Consider the following 15451-nt stretch of genomic DNA (forward strand, 5'->3'; position numbering starts at 1 on the left):
AATGCGCGATAAATTAGTAGAAACAAAGGCTGAAATCATTGATAATGTGAATACTTTTCTTGATGGAATATATAGTAATAGTGATGATAAGGAAGATTTTAGAAAAATGGTAAAAAGAGGTGTTGATTTTTACCCTATTCAAAATGGCTATAACTTTGATTTTGCTCCTTCACGGTTTATTGGTTATGCTAATAATGATCTTGAAAATCATAGGTTGTTAAAAAAGGATATAAAAAATAATAACACATCTGTAGGGGGTAGAAAGACTACAACTGCAGACGGTAGAAAGACTACAACAGCAATTAACAAGGTCTTAGATCCTAAAGCTATCCATAACGAATTTTTGAAATCGGAACTAGTCGCTTTTGGAAATCGTATTGGCACAAAAATTGACAATAGGAAGCACAAGTTTTGGACCTCACCAACCGTCAGGCGCTCTATTAAATCTCTTAAATCTCTCGACTCAGCCGTTGATGATATTAATGATTCTGAGGTAGGAAATAACTCTCCTGAATATATACGTAGAATGGCTGGGAGTTACGTTCGTGATCCTGAAGTAAGAAGGCAAGTATTGTCGAGGGCTAATGGAGTTTGCGAATATGAAGGTTGCGTTCCTTTTATGAACATCAATGGGCAACTATATCTGGAGGCGCATCATATAATAAGCCTAGCAGAACAAGGTGAAGACAAAATAAGTAATGTTATCGCTCTTTGCCCTAATCATCATCGTGAGGCGCATTTTGGTGAGAAATGGGAGTCACTCCAGGATGAATTCAAAAAAATTCTTGAAAGATTGAATCAATGATGTTCAAAAAAATCTTAATTGCAAATCGTGGTGAAATTGCGTGCCGGATTATCAAAACTGCAAGGCGAATGGGAATTGCCACGGTGGCGGTTTATTCCGATGCCGATGCGCGTGCGCCCTTTGTGGAAATGGCGGATGAGGCGGTTCATATTGGCCCGTCACCTGCGGCAGAAAGCTATTTAATCGCGGATAAAATAATTGCTGCATGTAAGGAAACAGGCGCAGAAGCGGTACATCCAGGCTATGGCTTTTTGTCTGAACGAACCAGCTTTGCAGAGGCATTGGCGGCTGAGGGAATTGCATTTGTTGGCCCGCCGGTAAATGCCATTGCGGCAATGGGTGATAAGATTGAATCCAAGAAATTGGCGATGAAAGCCGGCGTTAATGTGGTGCCAGGATTTGTTGGCGAGATTGAAGATACCGAACATGCGGTGCGTATTTCCAATGAGATTGGCTATCCCGTTATGATGAAGGCCAGCGCAGGCGGCGGTGGTAAAGGGATGCGCCTTGCCTATAGTGAAAAAGATGTGCGTGAAGGATTTGAAGCAACCAAGAGAGAAGGTCTTAACTCCTTTGGTGATGACCGTGTTTTTATTGAAAAATTTATTGAAGATCCGCGCCATATTGAAATTCAAATTTTGGGCGATCAACATGGTAATATTATTTATTTGAATGAGCGTGAATGTTCAATACAGCGCCGTCACCAAAAGGTGGTGGAGGAAGCGCCTTCGCCCTTTGTGACACCCAAAATGCGTAAAGCAATGGGTGAGCAATGTGTCGCCCTATCCCGTGCAGTGGGATATTATAGTGCAGGGACGGTTGAGTTAATCGTTTCGGGTAAAGACCCTAGCGGCGAGAGTTTTTACTTCCTTGAAATGAATACAAGATTGCAGGTGGAGCATCCGGTTACCGAATGCATAACTGGTGTTGATTTGGTGGAACAGATGATCCGTGTGGCAGCGGGCGAACAGCTTGCCATGAAACAAGATGATGTGAAAATAAATGGCTGGGCGATTGAAAACCGTGTTTATGCCGAAGATCCCTATCGCGGATTTTTGCCCTCTACTGGACGATTAACCCGTTATGCCCCGCCGGTTACAGGATGGTCAGGTGATTTGCGCGGCATAGACGGTGTTCGTGTGGACGATGGTGTGATGGATGGAGGTGAGGTTAGTATTTATTATGACCCAATGATTGCCAAATTGATCACATGGGGTGAGACGCGTGATGAGGCAGCCGATAAACAAATTGCCGCGCTGGACCAATTTATATTGCAAGGTGTTGGGCATAATATTGATTTTTTATCCGCAATTATGCAGCATCCACGTTTCCGGTCAGGTGAATTGACCACTGGATTTATTGCCGATGAATATCCCGATGGATTTGAGGGGGCGGATTTTGATGAAAAATTATTGCAAAAATTATCTGCTATTGCTGCATTCATATCCACTGCGGATGCGGACAGGGCATTGCGGACAAGTGGTCAATTGGGCGATGCGTTGCAACCAACGAATAAATGGTTGATTAAATTTAAGGAGCATCAATTTAATGTGCTTGTCGATGGCGATAAATTATATGTGGATGATGCGGACATGCATCTTTCAATGTCATATTCGCCGGGGGATAATTTGATTGAGGCCCAATTTGAAGATGAAATAATATTTGTAAAGGTGGCAAAACGCCGGACGGGATATCATTTCACTACACGTGGGCGTGGGCATGATGTGGATGCATTTGCGGCGCATTATGGTGATTATGCAGCCCATATGATTGAAAAAATTCCGCCTGATTTATCTAAATTTCTCCTTTGCCCTATGCCCGGTTTAATCACCATCATATATGTGAATGTTGGGGATAAGGTTGAGGCAGGCCAGCCTTTAGCGGTGGTTGAAGCGATGAAAATGGAAAATATTTTACGTGCAGAAAAGGCAGGGGTAATTAAATCAATTGAGGCTGAGCAGGGGCAAAGCCTGGCTGTTGATCAAATAATTTTGGAAATGGAATAATATTGGTGCTAAATATTTTAGCTTAACCATATGATAATCATTTCTCGGCTATATCTTCAATAAGGACCAGTTTATTTTGGGATAGAGCCGTGATGAAAAATTGTTTGATAGTTGATGACAGCAAGGTAATCCGCAAGGTTGCCCGGCATATTTTAGAAGATTTAAATTTTCAGGTTAGCGAAGCATGTGATGGGCAAGAAGCATTGGATCAATGTAGCTCGCAAAGCCCTGATATAATCTTGTTAGATTGGAATATGCCAGTGATGAGCGGCATGGATTTTTTAACCGCTTATCGTGACCGACATGTACAAGATGGCGCAAAAGTTATATTTTGCACCACCGAAAATGCTTTGGATCATATTCAGGCGGCATTGGAAGCGGGCGCAGATGAATATATTATGAAACCTTTTGACCGTGAAACATTGCAAGCAAAATTGCAAATGGTAGGGGTTGCGTGATTGCCCATTGAATGAGATTAGATCAATCATCACAATTTATAAATCCCACATCAATCGCACCGAAAAGCATTAAAGTCATGGTGGTGGACGATTCCGCCGTTGCACGTGCAGTTTTGGGTTCTATCATTGAAAGGGAACTGGACTTTCAATTGGAGCATAGTGCTCTAAATTCAATGGATGCAATTGAATATTTAAGTCATAATATGGTTGATATCATATTATTGGATATCGAAATGCCGCAACGTTCGGGCATAGATGCACTGCCCGATATTATAGAAAAAGCAAATGGCGCACGGATTTTGGTTGTTTCAAGTCAAGCAGATGAAGAAGGCCCTATTGCGGTCAAGGCATTGTCCCTTGGTGCATGCGATACATTGATGAAGCCGGGAAAAACGGTGTTGTCAGGAACATTTTCAAAAAATTTATGTGAGAAAGTCAGAAGCCTAGGTAATTTACCCAAAAAAAATAGCAAAAATATTTTATCGACCGATCCTAGGATTGCCGCCACAAAAGTTAAATCATTTTATAAAATTGATGAAGAGCCAATGGCGATTTTCATTGGCGGTTCAACCGGAGCAATTCCGCCAATAATAGAATTTTTAAGAAGCATTGAAGGCCATGTTAATGCGCCGATTTTTTTAACGCAGCATTTGCCATCTGAATTTTTGTCATTTTTTGCCAAACAGCTTGAACATAGTTTGGGGCGGGCATGTAAGGTGGCCGAGGATAATGAAGCGGTTCGTGATAAAATGATTTATGTTGCGCCAGGAGATAAGCATTTACAATTTGTCAAAGAAGGCAAAAGGATTGACATCAAACTTACCGACCATTTTGAAATGACCCATTATCGACCATCTGTGGATGCCATGTTGATGAGCGGCGCCAATGTTTATGGTGCAGATGCGCTTGCTTTTATATTTAGCGGCATGGGCAGGGATGGTGAAATTGGGGCGCAGAGTTTAATTGCGGCGCGTTCTAAAATAATTGTTCAAGATTATGAAACATCTGTCATTTGGGGAATGCCCGGAACCATCGCACGCCAAAATATGGCTGCTGCAATTTTAAACCCCATGGAAATGGCGACCAGCCTGAACAAAGCAGGTCAACCATGAATATGATATCAAATCATGATGCGACATTTCTTTCCAATATGTTGGAACAAAATAGTGGTCAGGCAATTTCACCCAGCAGGCAATGGCGTTTTGAGGCAACTTTAAAACCCATTCTACGCGAAAATTCCATTCCAGACATTGCTACTTTGGTTAAATTATTGGCTAGTAATTCATCGCAAAATCTTAAAAATCAATGTGTTGAGGCGATGATTAATAATGAATCCAGCTTTTTCAGGGATCAACCGAACTTCGCCCTTTTAACCGGCCCAGTGTTGGATAATGTGCGTGAACAAAATATAGACAGCAAGCATATACGTATTTGGTCCGCCGCCTGCTCGCATGGGCAGGAGCCATATTCAATCGCCATGTCAATTTTGCAAAATCAAGAAAAATGGCGAGGTTGGACTGTTGAAATTTTGGCAACGGATATAAGCATGTCTGCTTTGCAAAAGGCAAAAACCGGTCAATATAGCCAATTTGAGGTTCAACGCGGTTTACCCGTTGGGTTGATGATAAAATATTTCACCCAAAATGGCGATCAATGGACCATCAGCGAACATGTTCGAAATATGGTCCATTTTGAAAAACAAAATCTGTTGGAAAAATCATTATCAATTGGCAAATTCGATATAATTTTATGCCGGAATATTTTAATGTATTTTAACAGTGATAATAAACATAAAGTATTGAGTAATATAAGTTATAACTTAAAACCTGATGGTTTTGTTATGTTGGGTTCGGCCGAAACGGTAATTGGTCAATCGGACGAATTGGTATCCAGCAATTGTTTTCGCGGATTTTATTGCATTAACCGATAATATCCACATAATGTCATTTTATTAAATGAAAATATATGGATGAATTTATGGGCATGATTTGGAATGCATCACCGAATTTTGGGGAAAGAAAACTTCCCATTTCTATGCTTGTTCTGCATTATACCGGTATGAAAGATGGCCCGTCGGCTATTGATTGGCTCGCCAACAAGGAATCGGGCGTTTCGGCCCATTATGTTGTGGCGGAGGATGGCCAAATTATCCATATGGTGCGGGAGGAGCACCGCGCCCATCATGCAGGGGTCTCGCAATGGCGTGGGATAAAAGATGTTAATAGCGCCAGCATAGGTATTGAAATCGTGAATCCGGGGCATGAATGGGGGTATCGCGCATTTCCGCAGGAGCAAATGCAATCGGTGTTAAAATTATCGGATGAAATATGTAAAACATATCATATTCACCCACAAAATGTTGTGGGGCATAGTGATATTGCGCCCGCACGTAAACAGGACCCTGGTGAATTATTTGATTGGGGATTGCTTGCGTCGCATCATATTGCCGTGCCAAGGCCGAATAAAAATCTGCAAGACCCATTATGGTCGGATTCAAGATTTTTAATGGGAATGGAGCGATATGGATATGATGTATCCATGCCCGTGGAGGCGGTGGTTGCATTTCAAAGGCGATTTAGACCGGAAAATATCGACGGTGTAATTGATGGTCAATGCCGCGCAATTTTATGGTCATTATTATTGGACCATCCAAATTAAATTGCTATAGAGTTTTTTCCAGAGGATTGGGCAATCGCGAATTTTTAATTCGAGGAAAGTCCGGGCTCCACAGAAGATGGTGCCGGATAACATCCGGCGAAGGTAACTTTAGGGAAAGTGCAACAGAAAGAAGGTCGCAACGCCTTTGGGCATGTGAAATTGAAAGGGTGCGGTAAGAGCGCACCGCGTTGGCGGCAACGTCAATGGCATTGAAAACCCCACCAGGAGCAAGATCAAATAGGGACGATATGGAGCAATCCACCCAATTCTGAGGGAATCGTCCGGGTTGATTGCTTGAGGTAATAAGTAATTATTGCCCCAGATGAATGATTGCACAAATGGGTTCGCCCATTGGACAAAACCCGGCTTATAGATCCTCTGGAGTTATTTTTTGATTGAACCATATATAAATGGAATTAAGTAAGTAAAATGGCACGAATTGGTCGCAAAAATGATTGGGGATTTCCGCGTTGGCGCGGATATGGCAGCAATAATGACGCGCAGAAAATGCGTATATGCGACCGACATGGATGCGATGATGCGGGTGTTTGTCCTGCCCCGAAAAGCCCCAACAGCCCCGAAAGATGGATGTTTTGTGCGACCCATGCGGCGGAATATAATAAAAATTGGGATTATTTTGCAGGATTAAGCAAGGAAGAAGCGGAAAAAAGACGCGCCGATGAACAACGCGATAATAAAGGATATAAGGAATCATCGCATTATGGATGGGCAGGGTCAGGCGATGGCAGCCGAAGCGCAGATGAAATGCGCGCTCTTGAAGTGCTTGGCCTAGAAAGCCACAGCGAATTTGAAGATATTAAAAAGGCATGGCGCCGAATTGCGAAGGAAACGCACCCCGATGTTAAGCCGGGAGATAAACAGGCCGAAGAAATGTTTAAGGCTGGTCAATTGGCCTTTGAGGTGCTGCGCGCTGCCGATGAAAGGCGCAGCTGGAACGGGCCAAGCGGCGAATAATAATTATGGCGCATAACGCGACGCTGTTTCTTTGATAAGCGCAATCATATTCGGAATGCCCTGCGTGCGATTTGAGGATAATTGATTTTTCAAATCAAAGGGTTCAAGCGCCTTAAATATATCAAAATTGGCAATTTGTTCTATCGATAAATTTTCGATAGTCGATAAAATCAATGCGATAATTCCCTTTGTTATGGCGGCATTGCTGTCCGCCAAAAATGATAATTCACCATTTTCATTATATATGGGATATACCCATACCGATGCAGAACAACCGCGCACCAAAGTGGCATCTGTTTTTAAAGGATCGGGCATGGGGGGAAGGTCGCGGCCAAGATCAATTAACAGGCGATAGCGTTCATCACTATCCAAAAATTCATATTCTTCGATGATGTCGTCAATTTTATTCATGAAAATGCATATGGATATTTATAAACAAAATGCTAGAGAAATCATGAATTTTAATAGATTAAATATCAACGCCAGAAGCAATCGCCTCTAATTTTTTAACGCGCTCCTTTAAATCTGCCACTTCTATCAAGGACATGGGTTTATCAAAACCAATATGGTTATTTTGCGCGTCAATTTCATTTTGACGAAATGCAATCCAATCACGCCAAGCACGAAGCATAAATATAGAAATGGTAAGAATGGACGCAAATATGGTAAGCGCCATTAAATAATAAAAGCCTTGGTCATCTAACATAATTATATCCTTTCTATATCAAATATTTATTTTACAATGACTTAAGTCGTTCCAATTCACGGTTCAATTCAACAGTTGATTGTTCATCGGTCACAATTCTCTCTAAAACCTGAACACGTTCACGAAGCGATTTAACCTCGGCAATTAATGCGTCATCACGGGCAATTTTTACCGGACTTTGATTGCCGTCTTCATCCTCTATTATTCCATTTTGAGCACGGTATTTAGCCTTAAAAACCGATGCAATTCCGGTAATAAGAACAATTGCCACCACCATGGTGAATGGATCGCCGATCATAATTTTTCCTCTTGTTTCATTTTTAAGCGGTTTAATTCGCCCAGTTCGTCTCTGCGTAAATTTTCAATTTCATTGGCCAGATCAAAACCGCGATCGGTGACGATACGCTCCAAATTGGCGACCCTTTCCTCCAATGCTCTGTTTCGATTTGCTTGATCGGAATTTATTCCATCTTCTTTATTTGAAATAAATTCCATTTCCTTTTGTTTATGTTTTGACCATATGGCCAAGCCCCCGACGATGAAGGGGGCAAGGGGAATTAAAATCCATATTTCATCAAACATCGACTTTGTCTTTCGATTTAACGTCTAAATTGCGCAGGGCCTCAATTTCTTCTGAAAGGCTGTGATTGCCATCAACAACGATGCGCTCCATATTGGCAAGGCGTTCTTTGACTTTGCTCAACTCTGCCTTAATCTGGGTATTTTCCTGCGCTAATTGTTCTAAACGGCCCATTTCATCCTTATTATTTTTTGGATAAACAGCTTGCCCCCATGCACCATCCAATGGATAGCCATTTTTAATGCGCATCCATGTTGTAATTACCCATCCTGCCATCCCTGCAACGCCAACAATGGCAATTACAGGGGCAATTTGGCTAATCAATGCAACTTTATCCGGATCCATTATTATCCCTATCTATCTTAAATTTTCAATTTCATCGGCAAGCCGGGATGATGTGTCGGTGGCAATTCTCTCCAAAACACTAATCCGCTCTTCCAGCCGTGAAATCTTCCCCTTCATTTCATTATTTTGATTGGTCAACAGTTCAACCGAATGATTTATATCACCCAGTTTCTCTGATTTGCCGCCCCATTCATCCTCCAAAGGATAACCATGTTTGGCGCGGATCCAATTGTTAATAATCCATCCGGCGGTGCAAATGGCAATGATGGCGATAACAAAAGATGGCCCTGCAAAATTCATAATAAATCTTTCCACGGTAATCTTTTGGTGATGGAGCTTTTTTCTTTGCTCTTGCTCAGATTCCAATAATCACCCCGGCGGCCAGCCGCTTTGCGTTTTGCGCGTTGGTTCATATATATAATACCGCCAATGCCCATCAATAAAATGCCAATATAAAAATACATTTCATTCCTCCAATGCTTATTTCAAGCTTTCAATCTCATCTGCCAATTGTTTGTTATTGCTTGTATAATAAAGCTCAACATCGGCCAGTCTGCTGTCAATTTCACGAAATCTGCCGCGAATATCACGTGTTGTGCGGGCAGGGGATTGGCGAACGCCTTGCCAAAATTTCTTGTCATCATTTCCCATATATAAATGTATGGGTTTTTTATCGGCAAGCCATGCCGCAGCAATATAGGGGATGAATGTCCATGGGCCAGAAGTGACGGTTAATGTGACTAAGCCAACGCGAATCCATAAGGCATCAATTCCCGTATAGTCGGCTATGCCGGCGCAAACGCCCTTCCATTTGGCATTTTGCTTATCGAGATAAAATTTTGTGTGCTTACTCGACATGATTACCGGCTCCTCTCTAATGCGGCAAATTGTTTGGCGATATAGTCATCTTCATCTTCTTGGGTAAGTCGGCGCGGCTCCCAATTCGGGTTGTCGGACGCCAATAAACGTTCAACTGTATCCATGCGATCCTCCAAACGGCGTGCAAGTGCATGCATTTCACCCAATGTGCGTTCATCATCATTTGTTAATGTGGCGGATGTTTTCCATTTTGTAACATAATGCAGGACCAACCAGGGCAAGCCAATAAACAACATGCCCACAACCAATGATACCATTATTGCTTCTGAACCATCCATGTCACTTATCCTTTAAATTCATTGATTTTTTAAGTGCGGCCAATTCTTCATCAACCTCATCAAATGAGTTTAGAGCGTTAATCTCATCCCCCAATGTGCGCGGACCGTCCGAGCCAATTTGCAAGGCATCTGCATGCCCCTGTGCGAAATCGACATGTCGCTCAAGCTCGTCAAAACGGCTAAACGCCTCACGCACTCTGTCACCATTATATAAGGTGCGCAGCCGGATTTGGTTTTCTGCGCTTTCAAGGCGGGTCATCAACGCATTTTGTTTCGCGCGCGCCTCCGCCAGTTTCTTTTGCAGTTTTAAAATATCCTGTTCAAACGCCTTTAATGAATCGGTCAGCACCGTGACCTCTTCGCGAAGTTTATCGGCCATTTCGGTGGCTTTGCGCTTTTCAATCAATGCCGCCTTGGCAAGGTCTTCACGGTTTTTTGAAAGGGCAAGCTCGGCCTTATCAGTCCAATCGCGTTCCAAATGCTCCAATTTACCAATATGTCGGTTTAATTCCTTTTGATCGGCGATGGTGCGGGCCGCAGAGGCACGCACTTCGACCAATGTTTCCTCCATTTCCAAAATAATCATGCGGATCATTTTGGCGGGATCTTCTGATCTTTCCAATAATTCGGCAAAATTGGCGGCGACAATGTCACGGGTGCGGGAAAAAATGCTCATCGGCAGGCTCCGAAAAATAAAAATAATTTTACCATATATGTAATCTTTTCTTTGGTTGAAGCAAGCAGTGGGTAATGAATAATCTTAAATATATAAATTATAATATCTTCCTACTGTTACTAATAAATTTATAAATTACGCCAAATAGCTTACAAGAAAAGGCGCACTTGTATCGGGCGTTGTGCTTATCTCTTTTGCAGTCGCAATTTGCATGGGAAAGGCGATATAGCTCACGCTCATTGCCAAAATGCTCAACAACAAAATCGTCATGGTTGATGAGTTGTTATTATCATTGTCAGGCATAAATAATTCCTTTTTGTCAGCTTTGCTATTCATGCAAACAACATTGCAAAAGCCGTGCCAATTTACGCTATATCCTACATTTCCTAATGATTGTGCATTTTTTAAGTGACGTTTGTCGAATTTATTACCAATAATTGGAAAATTATGCCAATATTTGGTCATGCAGAGGGATGTGAAATTTATTGGGCAGGCTTCGGCCTTTTTGGATGCGGTTGAACGGGTCAGCTTGGCGGCGCCGTTGCAGCGTCCTGTTTTGGTCATTGGCGAACGTGGCACGGGTAAGGAATTAATCGCGGAGCGGCTTCATCGTCTGGGAACAAGATGGGACGGGCCGCTTGTTACCATGAATTGTGCAGCATTGCCCGAAACTTTGATTGAGGCAGAATTATTTGGGCATGAGGCCGGGGCATTTACTGGCGCAACCAAATCGCGCGTGGGCCGTTTTGAGGAAGCCGATGGCGGCACATTATTTTTGGATGAACTTGGCACATTAAGCATGGGCGCTCAAGAAAGGCTGCTGCGTGCGGTGGAATATGGTGAAATAACACGCATAGGATCATCAAAGCCGACCAGAGTAGATGTTCGCATCATTGGTGCAACAAATGAAAATCTGCCTAAAATGGCGGCTGAAGGTAAATTTAGGCTGGATTTGTTGGACCGTTTATCATTTGAGGTCATCACGCTTCCCCCATTGCGCGCAAGGGAGGGGGATATAGAAGTTTTGGCGGAGCATTTTGGCCGCCGTATGGCGTCTGAATTGGGGTGGAGCAATTGGCCTGGTTTTGGCGATTTGGCAAAAAATGCGCTGGATACATATCAATGGCCGGGCAATGTTCGTGAATTAAGAAATGTGGTTGAACGCGCCGTTTATCGCTGGGCCGATGAGACGCAGCCGGTTGACTATATCATCTTTGATCCATTTGATTCACCATGGATACAAAAATTGGGCGCGGCAACTATAACGCCCAAGGCTGCTGAGCCTGCAGAGCAAAAACATTCAACTGACCTGTCGCAATTTATGCAGCAGCCAGCACAAAATATACATTTGATAATAGATAAGGTTACTGATTTACGCCAAGCAACCGAAGATTATGAAAAAGCGGTGCTGGAACAGGCATTGGCCAAATCGCGTTACAATCAAAAACAAACGGCTAAGGCCCTAAATCTTAGCTATGATCAATTACGGCACTGTTTAAAAAAATATGATCTGTTAAACTAAGTTGATGATAAATATCGGTTGAAATTGCGCGGCATCCTTCCTATTTCATTAATAGGAAATTTTATAACATTTATATTTTTAATTGGAGAATATCATGGCTTTTGCTTTACCCGAACTACCTTATTCAAAAGATGCCTTTGGGGATATTCTGTCCGCCGAAACATTTGATTACCACCATGGAAAACATCATAATGCCTATGTTGTAAAGGCAAATGAATTGGTTGCGGCCGATGCGGCTTTACAAGGAAAATCGCTTTCTGAACTGGTGGTTATTGCCAAAAATGAAGGCAAGGCAGGGTTGTTTAACCAAGTTGGCCAAATTTGGAATCACAGCTTTTACTGGCTTGGTCTTTCACCAGTTAAGCAAACACCTTCTGCGAAATTATCGGCTATGATTGACGATAGCTTTGGTTCATTGGACGCAATGTTGGAAAAGTTAAAGGCAGAGGGTGTGGGCCATTTTGGCAGCGGATGGGCTTTATTATATCTTGATGGCGATAAATTGGCGATTACATCCTTGCATGATGCCGATTGCCCCATTGCGCATGATTTAACCCCATTATTGATAATGGATGTTTGGGAACATGCATATTATGTGGATTATCGCAATGCGCGTCCCAATTATCTTGATGCTCTGCTGCAAAATTCCATCAATTGGGAATTTGTTGAGCAAAATCTTGATGGTAAAGGCGTTTCACGTGCTGATCAGGCGGGATAATTTTTAATTATTTTATGAAAAGGGCGGCATTCTGTCGCCCTTTTTTGTGCCAAAAATTATTTTAATTATTTTTTTCCCTGCTTGCGTCCCTCCGTTACGTGGATTAGGAATCAATTGAGAATATTGGGGGGGAGTTTATGTCTGACGTTCAAATAGAGCCAAGTAAAAATGATATAAAATTGGTCATCGCGGCATCTTCTGCGGGGACGATTTTTGAATGGTATGATTTTTTCATTTACGGCACTTTGGCGTCAATAATTGGCCCTGTTTTCTTTCCCGGCGACAATGCAATTTTGTCCACTTTGCTAGTGTGGGCCACATTTGCCATTGGCTTTGGATTTAGGCCAATTGGCGCCATATTATTTGGATATTTGGGCGACAAATTGGGCCGTAAATATACATTTTTGGTAACGGTTACTTTAATGGGCATTGCAACGGCGGGTGTCGGCATGCTGCCCTCCGCCGCCACCATAGGTGTCGCAGCGCCAATCATTATTATATTATTGCGGATATTACAGGGACTGGCCCTTGGCGGGGAATATGGCGGCGCGGCAATATATGTTGCCGAACATGCCGATGATGATAAGCGCGGCTATTATACCAGCTTCATTCAAGCCAGCGTTGTTGGCGGCTTTGTGTTAAGCTTAATTGTTGTTTTATCCACTAAATACCTTTTGCCAAAAGAAGTTTTTGAGGCATGGGGATGGCGTGTGCCATTCTTACTTTCCATATTATTATTGGGAATTTCGCTTTGGATGCGATTAAAATTATCTGAAAGCCCAGTTTTTCAGGCAATGAAAGAACAGGGTGAAATTGCGGCAAATCCATTTGTGGAAAGCTTTACCTATCCAGGGAATAAAAAACGTATTTTCATCGCCCTTTTTGGGGTTGCTGCTGGCTTAACGGTTATTTGGTACACGGCCATGTTTTCCGGGCTTACTTTTTTAAAAGGGCCAATGCGGGTGGAGGATACTGCCGCCGAAATCATTGTTGGTATTTCCGCCGCCATCGGCATGGCCATGTTCATTTGTTTTGGTAAAATGTCGGATAGGGTGGGCCGGAAGCAGCCTATTATTAGGGGGTATTTGCTGACATTGCTGACCCTATTCCCATTATTTTGGATTATGGGTAGTGTTGCAAATCCGGCGTTAAGCAGTGCGATTGAAAAATCACCCATTATTTTGGTTGGCCAAAATTGTGATTATAGCCCATTTGCCAGCGAACAGGTGAGTGATTGCGGCAAATTAATGGGCGACTTATCTGCCTTGGGGTTACCTTATGAAATTAATGAAGGTGATAAACTTACCCTGCAAATAGGGCAGGAGAATAGCATTATTACCGATATGGCGGACAAAAAGGGCAAGGAAAGAGCAGCATTGCTGACCGAAAAATTGCAGGCTGCAGGCTATCCGATGGAAAAACAAATTCCTTCTATCCAAAATATTCTAATCATCATGTTGGCATTATTGGGGTTAAGCGCATTATCGGCCGCGACCTATGGCCCTGTCGCCGCCTTATTATCGGAGATGTTCCCCCCGCGCGTCAGATATAGTTCTATGTCGATACCATATCATTTTGGCGCAGGTTATTTTGGCGGATTTTTACCCTTAATCGCTGGATATATTGTTGCAAAATCTGGAGACCCTTATGCAGGACTTTGGTATACAATGGGCATCGTTTTAATTGCATTCATTGTTGCCTCTTGGGGGCTTAAAAACGGAAAGCCAACTGATTTCACTGATGACTAATTCTCCTTCACGCTTATCAATTAGCATTGAAAATTTTATATCAAATTGGCGTTTTGTTGATGGTTTATCCTCAAAGGCCACGAAAACAGCCGCTGCGGTAAAGGCCAATGGCTATGGCCTTGGCGCGCGTGAAGCGGTGAAGAATTTAAGCAAAGCGGGATGTGAAAAATTTTATGTTGCCCATTTTTCAGAGGCGATGGGTATAATTGACCTTGTCCCATCAAGGCAAATTGCCATTTTAAACGGGGTTTTTGACAATGATGTTAAGGACATCATCGCTGCCAATATTATTCCTGTGCTAAATAGCCCGCAGCAAATAAAGCTTTGGCAACAGGCTGGCGGTGGGACGTGCCATGTCATGCTTGACACGGGTATAAATCGGTTGGGTGTTACTATCGACCAAATGGGCGAGGTTGATTGGGATGCGCTGAATATTCATAATATTATCAGTCACCTGGCATCCGCAGATGAGGATGTCGCACAAAATAAAGACCAGCTTAAACAATTTATCAAAATGAAACAGCCATTAAAAAGTCAAATATGCTCATTCGCGAACAGCGCAGGTGCGGCATTGGGGGCAGATTATCATTTTGATGAAACAAGGCCGGGGCTAGCACTTTATGGAGGGGTTGCGCGAAAAGAATATGATGGTCACATAAAATCTGTTGCCATGCCGCAGGCTAGAATTATTCAAACCAGACAGGCAAAAACAGGCGATAAAATTGGATATAATGCCCAATTTATTTGTCCAAAGGATATGCATATTGCGACCATTGCTGTGGGATATGCTGATGGATATCTACGCAGCTTATCCAATAAGGGCATGTGTGAAATTGACGGAAGAAAATTGCCCGTCATTGGCCGCGTATCAATGGATTTGGTTATCATAAATATTGATGAAGCGCCCGATTTATTGGCCAATGATTGGGTAAATATATATTATAATTTACCGCAAATGGCGCAGCTTAGCGGGCTTTCCCAATATGAATTACTGACATTATTGGGCAATAGATTTGATCGGCATTGGCAATAATTATTGTCTTTATCTTAAATAATATAAGATTAGCTCAATTTTTTGATTTTCGGTTAAAATAAAA

The 15451-nt window shown here is 42.5% G+C and carries 22 protein-coding genes and 1 other RNA gene; 12 read left to right on the forward strand and 11 right to left on the reverse strand.

Translation table 11 applies throughout. The features are described from left to right. Position 1 precedes the first annotated feature (1 nt). The 8 genes from LPB140_RS07515 to LPB140_RS07550 all read left to right on the forward strand — a co-directional run bounded on the left by LPB140_RS07515 (position 2) and on the right by LPB140_RS07550 (position 6902). Positions 2-805, forward strand: coding sequence for an HNH endonuclease (locus tag LPB140_RS07515; protein ID WP_072559302.1), 804 nt, complete (start codon positions 2-4; stop codon positions 803-805). Further along, a complete protein-coding gene (locus LPB140_RS07520; protein ID WP_072560654.1) occupies positions 805-2811 on the forward strand; it encodes an acetyl-CoA carboxylase biotin carboxylase subunit in 2007 nt (668 codons plus the stop codon). The genes LPB140_RS07515 and LPB140_RS07520 overlap by 1 nt, the downstream gene beginning before the upstream one ends. 92 nt (positions 2812-2903) lie before the next feature. Further along, a complete protein-coding gene (locus tag LPB140_RS07525; protein WP_072559303.1) occupies positions 2904-3269 on the forward strand; it encodes a response regulator in 366 nt (121 codons plus the stop codon). An 11-nt stretch (positions 3270-3280) separates the two neighbouring features. Beyond that, entirely contained in the window at positions 3281-4381 is a 1101-nt protein-coding gene (locus LPB140_RS07530; RefSeq protein ID WP_072559304.1) for a chemotaxis protein CheB, read from the forward strand. Further along, on the forward strand, positions 4378-5199 hold the full coding sequence (locus LPB140_RS07535) for a CheR family methyltransferase (protein WP_072559305.1): 822 nt from the start codon (positions 4378-4380) through the stop codon (positions 5197-5199). The genes LPB140_RS07530 and LPB140_RS07535 overlap by 4 nt, the downstream gene beginning before the upstream one ends. A 35-nt stretch (positions 5200-5234) precedes the next feature. Further along, entirely contained in the window at positions 5235-5927 is a 693-nt protein-coding gene (locus LPB140_RS07540; RefSeq protein ID WP_072559306.1) for an N-acetylmuramoyl-L-alanine amidase, read from the forward strand. An 18-nt stretch (positions 5928-5945) separates the two neighbouring features. Continuing rightward, positions 5946-6313, forward strand: an RNA gene (gene rnpB, locus LPB140_RS07545) — RNase P RNA component class A. Between the two features lie 43 nt (positions 6314-6356). Next, on the forward strand, positions 6357-6902 hold the full coding sequence (locus tag LPB140_RS07550; RefSeq protein ID WP_072559307.1) for a J domain-containing protein: 546 nt from the start codon (positions 6357-6359) through the stop codon (positions 6900-6902). 3 nt (positions 6903-6905) lie between these two features. Here LPB140_RS07550 and LPB140_RS07555 read toward each other — a convergent pair whose 3' ends face one another. The 11 genes from LPB140_RS07555 to LPB140_RS12350 form a co-directional block, all read right to left on the reverse strand. Continuing rightward, positions 6906-7313: a SufE family protein gene (locus LPB140_RS07555; protein ID WP_072559308.1), complete on the reverse strand. Its 408-nt coding sequence runs from the start codon at positions 7311-7313 to the stop codon at positions 6906-6908. Positions 7314-7371: 58 nt separating this feature from the next. Next, the gene (locus LPB140_RS07560; protein WP_072559309.1) at positions 7372-7608 is read right to left on the reverse strand and encodes a hypothetical protein; all 237 of its coding nucleotides are present in this window, start codon (positions 7606-7608) and stop codon (positions 7372-7374) included. Positions 7609-7639: 31 nt separating this feature from the next. Next, positions 7640-7906 (reverse strand): hypothetical protein, encoded by a 267-nt coding sequence (locus LPB140_RS07565; protein ID WP_072559310.1) that lies wholly within the window; start codon positions 7904-7906, stop codon positions 7640-7642. Next, positions 7903-8190 (reverse strand): hypothetical protein, encoded by a 288-nt coding sequence (locus LPB140_RS07570; protein ID WP_072559311.1) that lies wholly within the window; start codon positions 8188-8190, stop codon positions 7903-7905. The genes LPB140_RS07565 and LPB140_RS07570 overlap by 4 nt, the downstream gene beginning before the upstream one ends. Further along, positions 8183-8533 (reverse strand): hypothetical protein, encoded by a 351-nt coding sequence (locus LPB140_RS07575; protein ID WP_072559312.1) that lies wholly within the window; start codon positions 8531-8533, stop codon positions 8183-8185. The genes LPB140_RS07570 and LPB140_RS07575 overlap by 8 nt, the downstream gene beginning before the upstream one ends. Before the next feature lie 12 nt (positions 8534-8545). After that, positions 8546-8833: a hypothetical protein gene (locus LPB140_RS07580; protein WP_072559313.1), complete on the reverse strand. Its 288-nt coding sequence runs from the start codon at positions 8831-8833 to the stop codon at positions 8546-8548. Next, the gene (locus LPB140_RS12345) at positions 8830-8997 is read right to left on the reverse strand and encodes a hypothetical protein (protein ID WP_156874165.1); all 168 of its coding nucleotides are present in this window, start codon (positions 8995-8997) and stop codon (positions 8830-8832) included. The genes LPB140_RS07580 and LPB140_RS12345 overlap by 4 nt, the downstream gene beginning before the upstream one ends. Before the next feature lie 16 nt (positions 8998-9013). Further along, on the reverse strand, positions 9014-9391 hold the full coding sequence (gene pspC / locus LPB140_RS07585) for an envelope stress response membrane protein PspC (protein WP_072559314.1): 378 nt from the start codon (positions 9389-9391) through the stop codon (positions 9014-9016). Between the two features lie 2 nt (positions 9392-9393). Continuing rightward, complete coding sequence (gene pspB, locus LPB140_RS07590) at positions 9394-9690, reverse strand: envelope stress response membrane protein PspB (RefSeq protein ID WP_072559315.1); 297 nt, start codon at positions 9688-9690, stop codon at positions 9394-9396. Position 9691: 1 nt separating this feature from the next. Then, on the reverse strand, positions 9692-10366 hold the full coding sequence (gene pspA / locus LPB140_RS07595) for a phage shock protein PspA (RefSeq protein ID WP_072559316.1): 675 nt from the start codon (positions 10364-10366) through the stop codon (positions 9692-9694). Positions 10367-10501: 135 nt separating this feature from the next. Beyond that, positions 10502-10669, reverse strand: a complete 168-nt coding sequence (locus LPB140_RS12350) for a hypothetical protein (RefSeq protein ID WP_156874166.1) — start codon at positions 10667-10669, stop codon at positions 10502-10504. A 160-nt stretch (positions 10670-10829) separates the two neighbouring features. On the opposite strand from LPB140_RS12350, the gene pspF reads away from it, so the two are divergent. The 4 genes from pspF to alr all read left to right on the forward strand — a co-directional run bounded on the left by pspF (position 10830) and on the right by alr (position 15387). Further along, positions 10830-11888 (forward strand): phage shock protein operon transcriptional activator, encoded by a 1059-nt coding sequence (gene pspF, locus LPB140_RS07605; protein ID WP_072559318.1) that lies wholly within the window; start codon positions 10830-10832, stop codon positions 11886-11888. Positions 11889-11982: 94 nt separating this feature from the next. Then, positions 11983-12606, forward strand: coding sequence for a superoxide dismutase (locus LPB140_RS07610; protein WP_072559319.1), 624 nt, complete (start codon positions 11983-11985; stop codon positions 12604-12606). Between the two features lie 137 nt (positions 12607-12743). Then, complete coding sequence (locus LPB140_RS07615; RefSeq protein WP_072559320.1) at positions 12744-14354, forward strand: MFS transporter; 1611 nt, start codon at positions 12744-12746, stop codon at positions 14352-14354. Further along, a complete protein-coding gene (gene alr / locus LPB140_RS07620) occupies positions 14347-15387 on the forward strand; it encodes an alanine racemase (RefSeq protein ID WP_072559321.1) in 1041 nt (346 codons plus the stop codon). The genes LPB140_RS07615 and alr overlap by 8 nt, the downstream gene beginning before the upstream one ends. The last annotated feature ends 64 nt before the right edge of the window (positions 15388-15451 follow it).

The sequence above is a fragment of the Sphingorhabdus lutea genome, assembly GCF_001889025.1.
GTDB classification, from domain to species: Bacteria; Pseudomonadota; Alphaproteobacteria; order Sphingomonadales; family Sphingomonadaceae; genus Sphingorhabdus_B; species Sphingorhabdus_B lutea.

Coding starts and splice junctions, on each gene's coding strand:
- LPB140_RS07540 (WP_072559306.1), top strand. CDS start 5,235: ATGGATGAATTTATGGGCATGATTTGGAATGCATCACCGAATTTTGGG.
- LPB140_RS07560 (WP_072559309.1), bottom strand. CDS start 7,608: ATGTTAGATGACCAAGGCTTTTATTATTTAATGGCGCTTACCATATTT.
- LPB140_RS07610 (WP_072559319.1), top strand. CDS start 11,983: ATGGCTTTTGCTTTACCCGAACTACCTTATTCAAAAGATGCCTTTGGG.
- pspF (WP_072559318.1), top strand. CDS start 10,830: ATGCAGAGGGATGTGAAATTTATTGGGCAGGCTTCGGCCTTTTTGGAT.
- LPB140_RS07550 (WP_072559307.1), top strand. CDS start 6,357: ATGGCACGAATTGGTCGCAAAAATGATTGGGGATTTCCGCGTTGGCGC.
- LPB140_RS07535 (WP_072559305.1), top strand. CDS start 4,378: ATGAATATGATATCAAATCATGATGCGACATTTCTTTCCAATATGTTG.
- pspC (WP_072559314.1), bottom strand. CDS start 9,391: ATGTCGAGTAAGCACACAAAATTTTATCTCGATAAGCAAAATGCCAAA.
- LPB140_RS07565 (WP_072559310.1), bottom strand. CDS start 7,906: ATGATCGGCGATCCATTCACCATGGTGGTGGCAATTGTTCTTATTACC.
- alr (WP_072559321.1), top strand. CDS start 14,347: ATGACTAATTCTCCTTCACGCTTATCAATTAGCATTGAAAATTTTATA.
- LPB140_RS07570 (WP_072559311.1), bottom strand. CDS start 8,190: ATGTTTGATGAAATATGGATTTTAATTCCCCTTGCCCCCTTCATCGTC.
- pspB (WP_072559315.1), bottom strand. CDS start 9,690: ATGGATGGTTCAGAAGCAATAATGGTATCATTGGTTGTGGGCATGTTG.
- LPB140_RS07530 (WP_072559304.1), top strand. CDS start 3,281: ATGAGATTAGATCAATCATCACAATTTATAAATCCCACATCAATCGCA.
- LPB140_RS07515 (WP_072559302.1), top strand. CDS start 2: ATGCGCGATAAATTAGTAGAAACAAAGGCTGAAATCATTGATAATGTG.
- LPB140_RS07580 (WP_072559313.1), bottom strand. CDS start 8,833: ATGAATTTTGCAGGGCCATCTTTTGTTATCGCCATCATTGCCATTTGC.
- LPB140_RS07615 (WP_072559320.1), top strand. CDS start 12,744: ATGTCTGACGTTCAAATAGAGCCAAGTAAAAATGATATAAAATTGGTC.
- LPB140_RS07525 (WP_072559303.1), top strand. CDS start 2,904: ATGAAAAATTGTTTGATAGTTGATGACAGCAAGGTAATCCGCAAGGTT.
- LPB140_RS12345 (WP_156874165.1), bottom strand. CDS start 8,997: ATGTATTTTTATATTGGCATTTTATTGATGGGCATTGGCGGTATTATA.
- LPB140_RS12350 (WP_156874166.1), bottom strand. CDS start 10,669: ATGCCTGACAATGATAATAACAACTCATCAACCATGACGATTTTGTTG.
- LPB140_RS07555 (WP_072559308.1), bottom strand. CDS start 7,313: ATGAATAAAATTGACGACATCATCGAAGAATATGAATTTTTGGATAGT.
- LPB140_RS07575 (WP_072559312.1), bottom strand. CDS start 8,533: ATGGATCCGGATAAAGTTGCATTGATTAGCCAAATTGCCCCTGTAATT.
- LPB140_RS07520 (WP_072560654.1), top strand. CDS start 805: ATGTTCAAAAAAATCTTAATTGCAAATCGTGGTGAAATTGCGTGCCGG.
- pspA (WP_072559316.1), bottom strand. CDS start 10,366: ATGAGCATTTTTTCCCGCACCCGTGACATTGTCGCCGCCAATTTTGCC.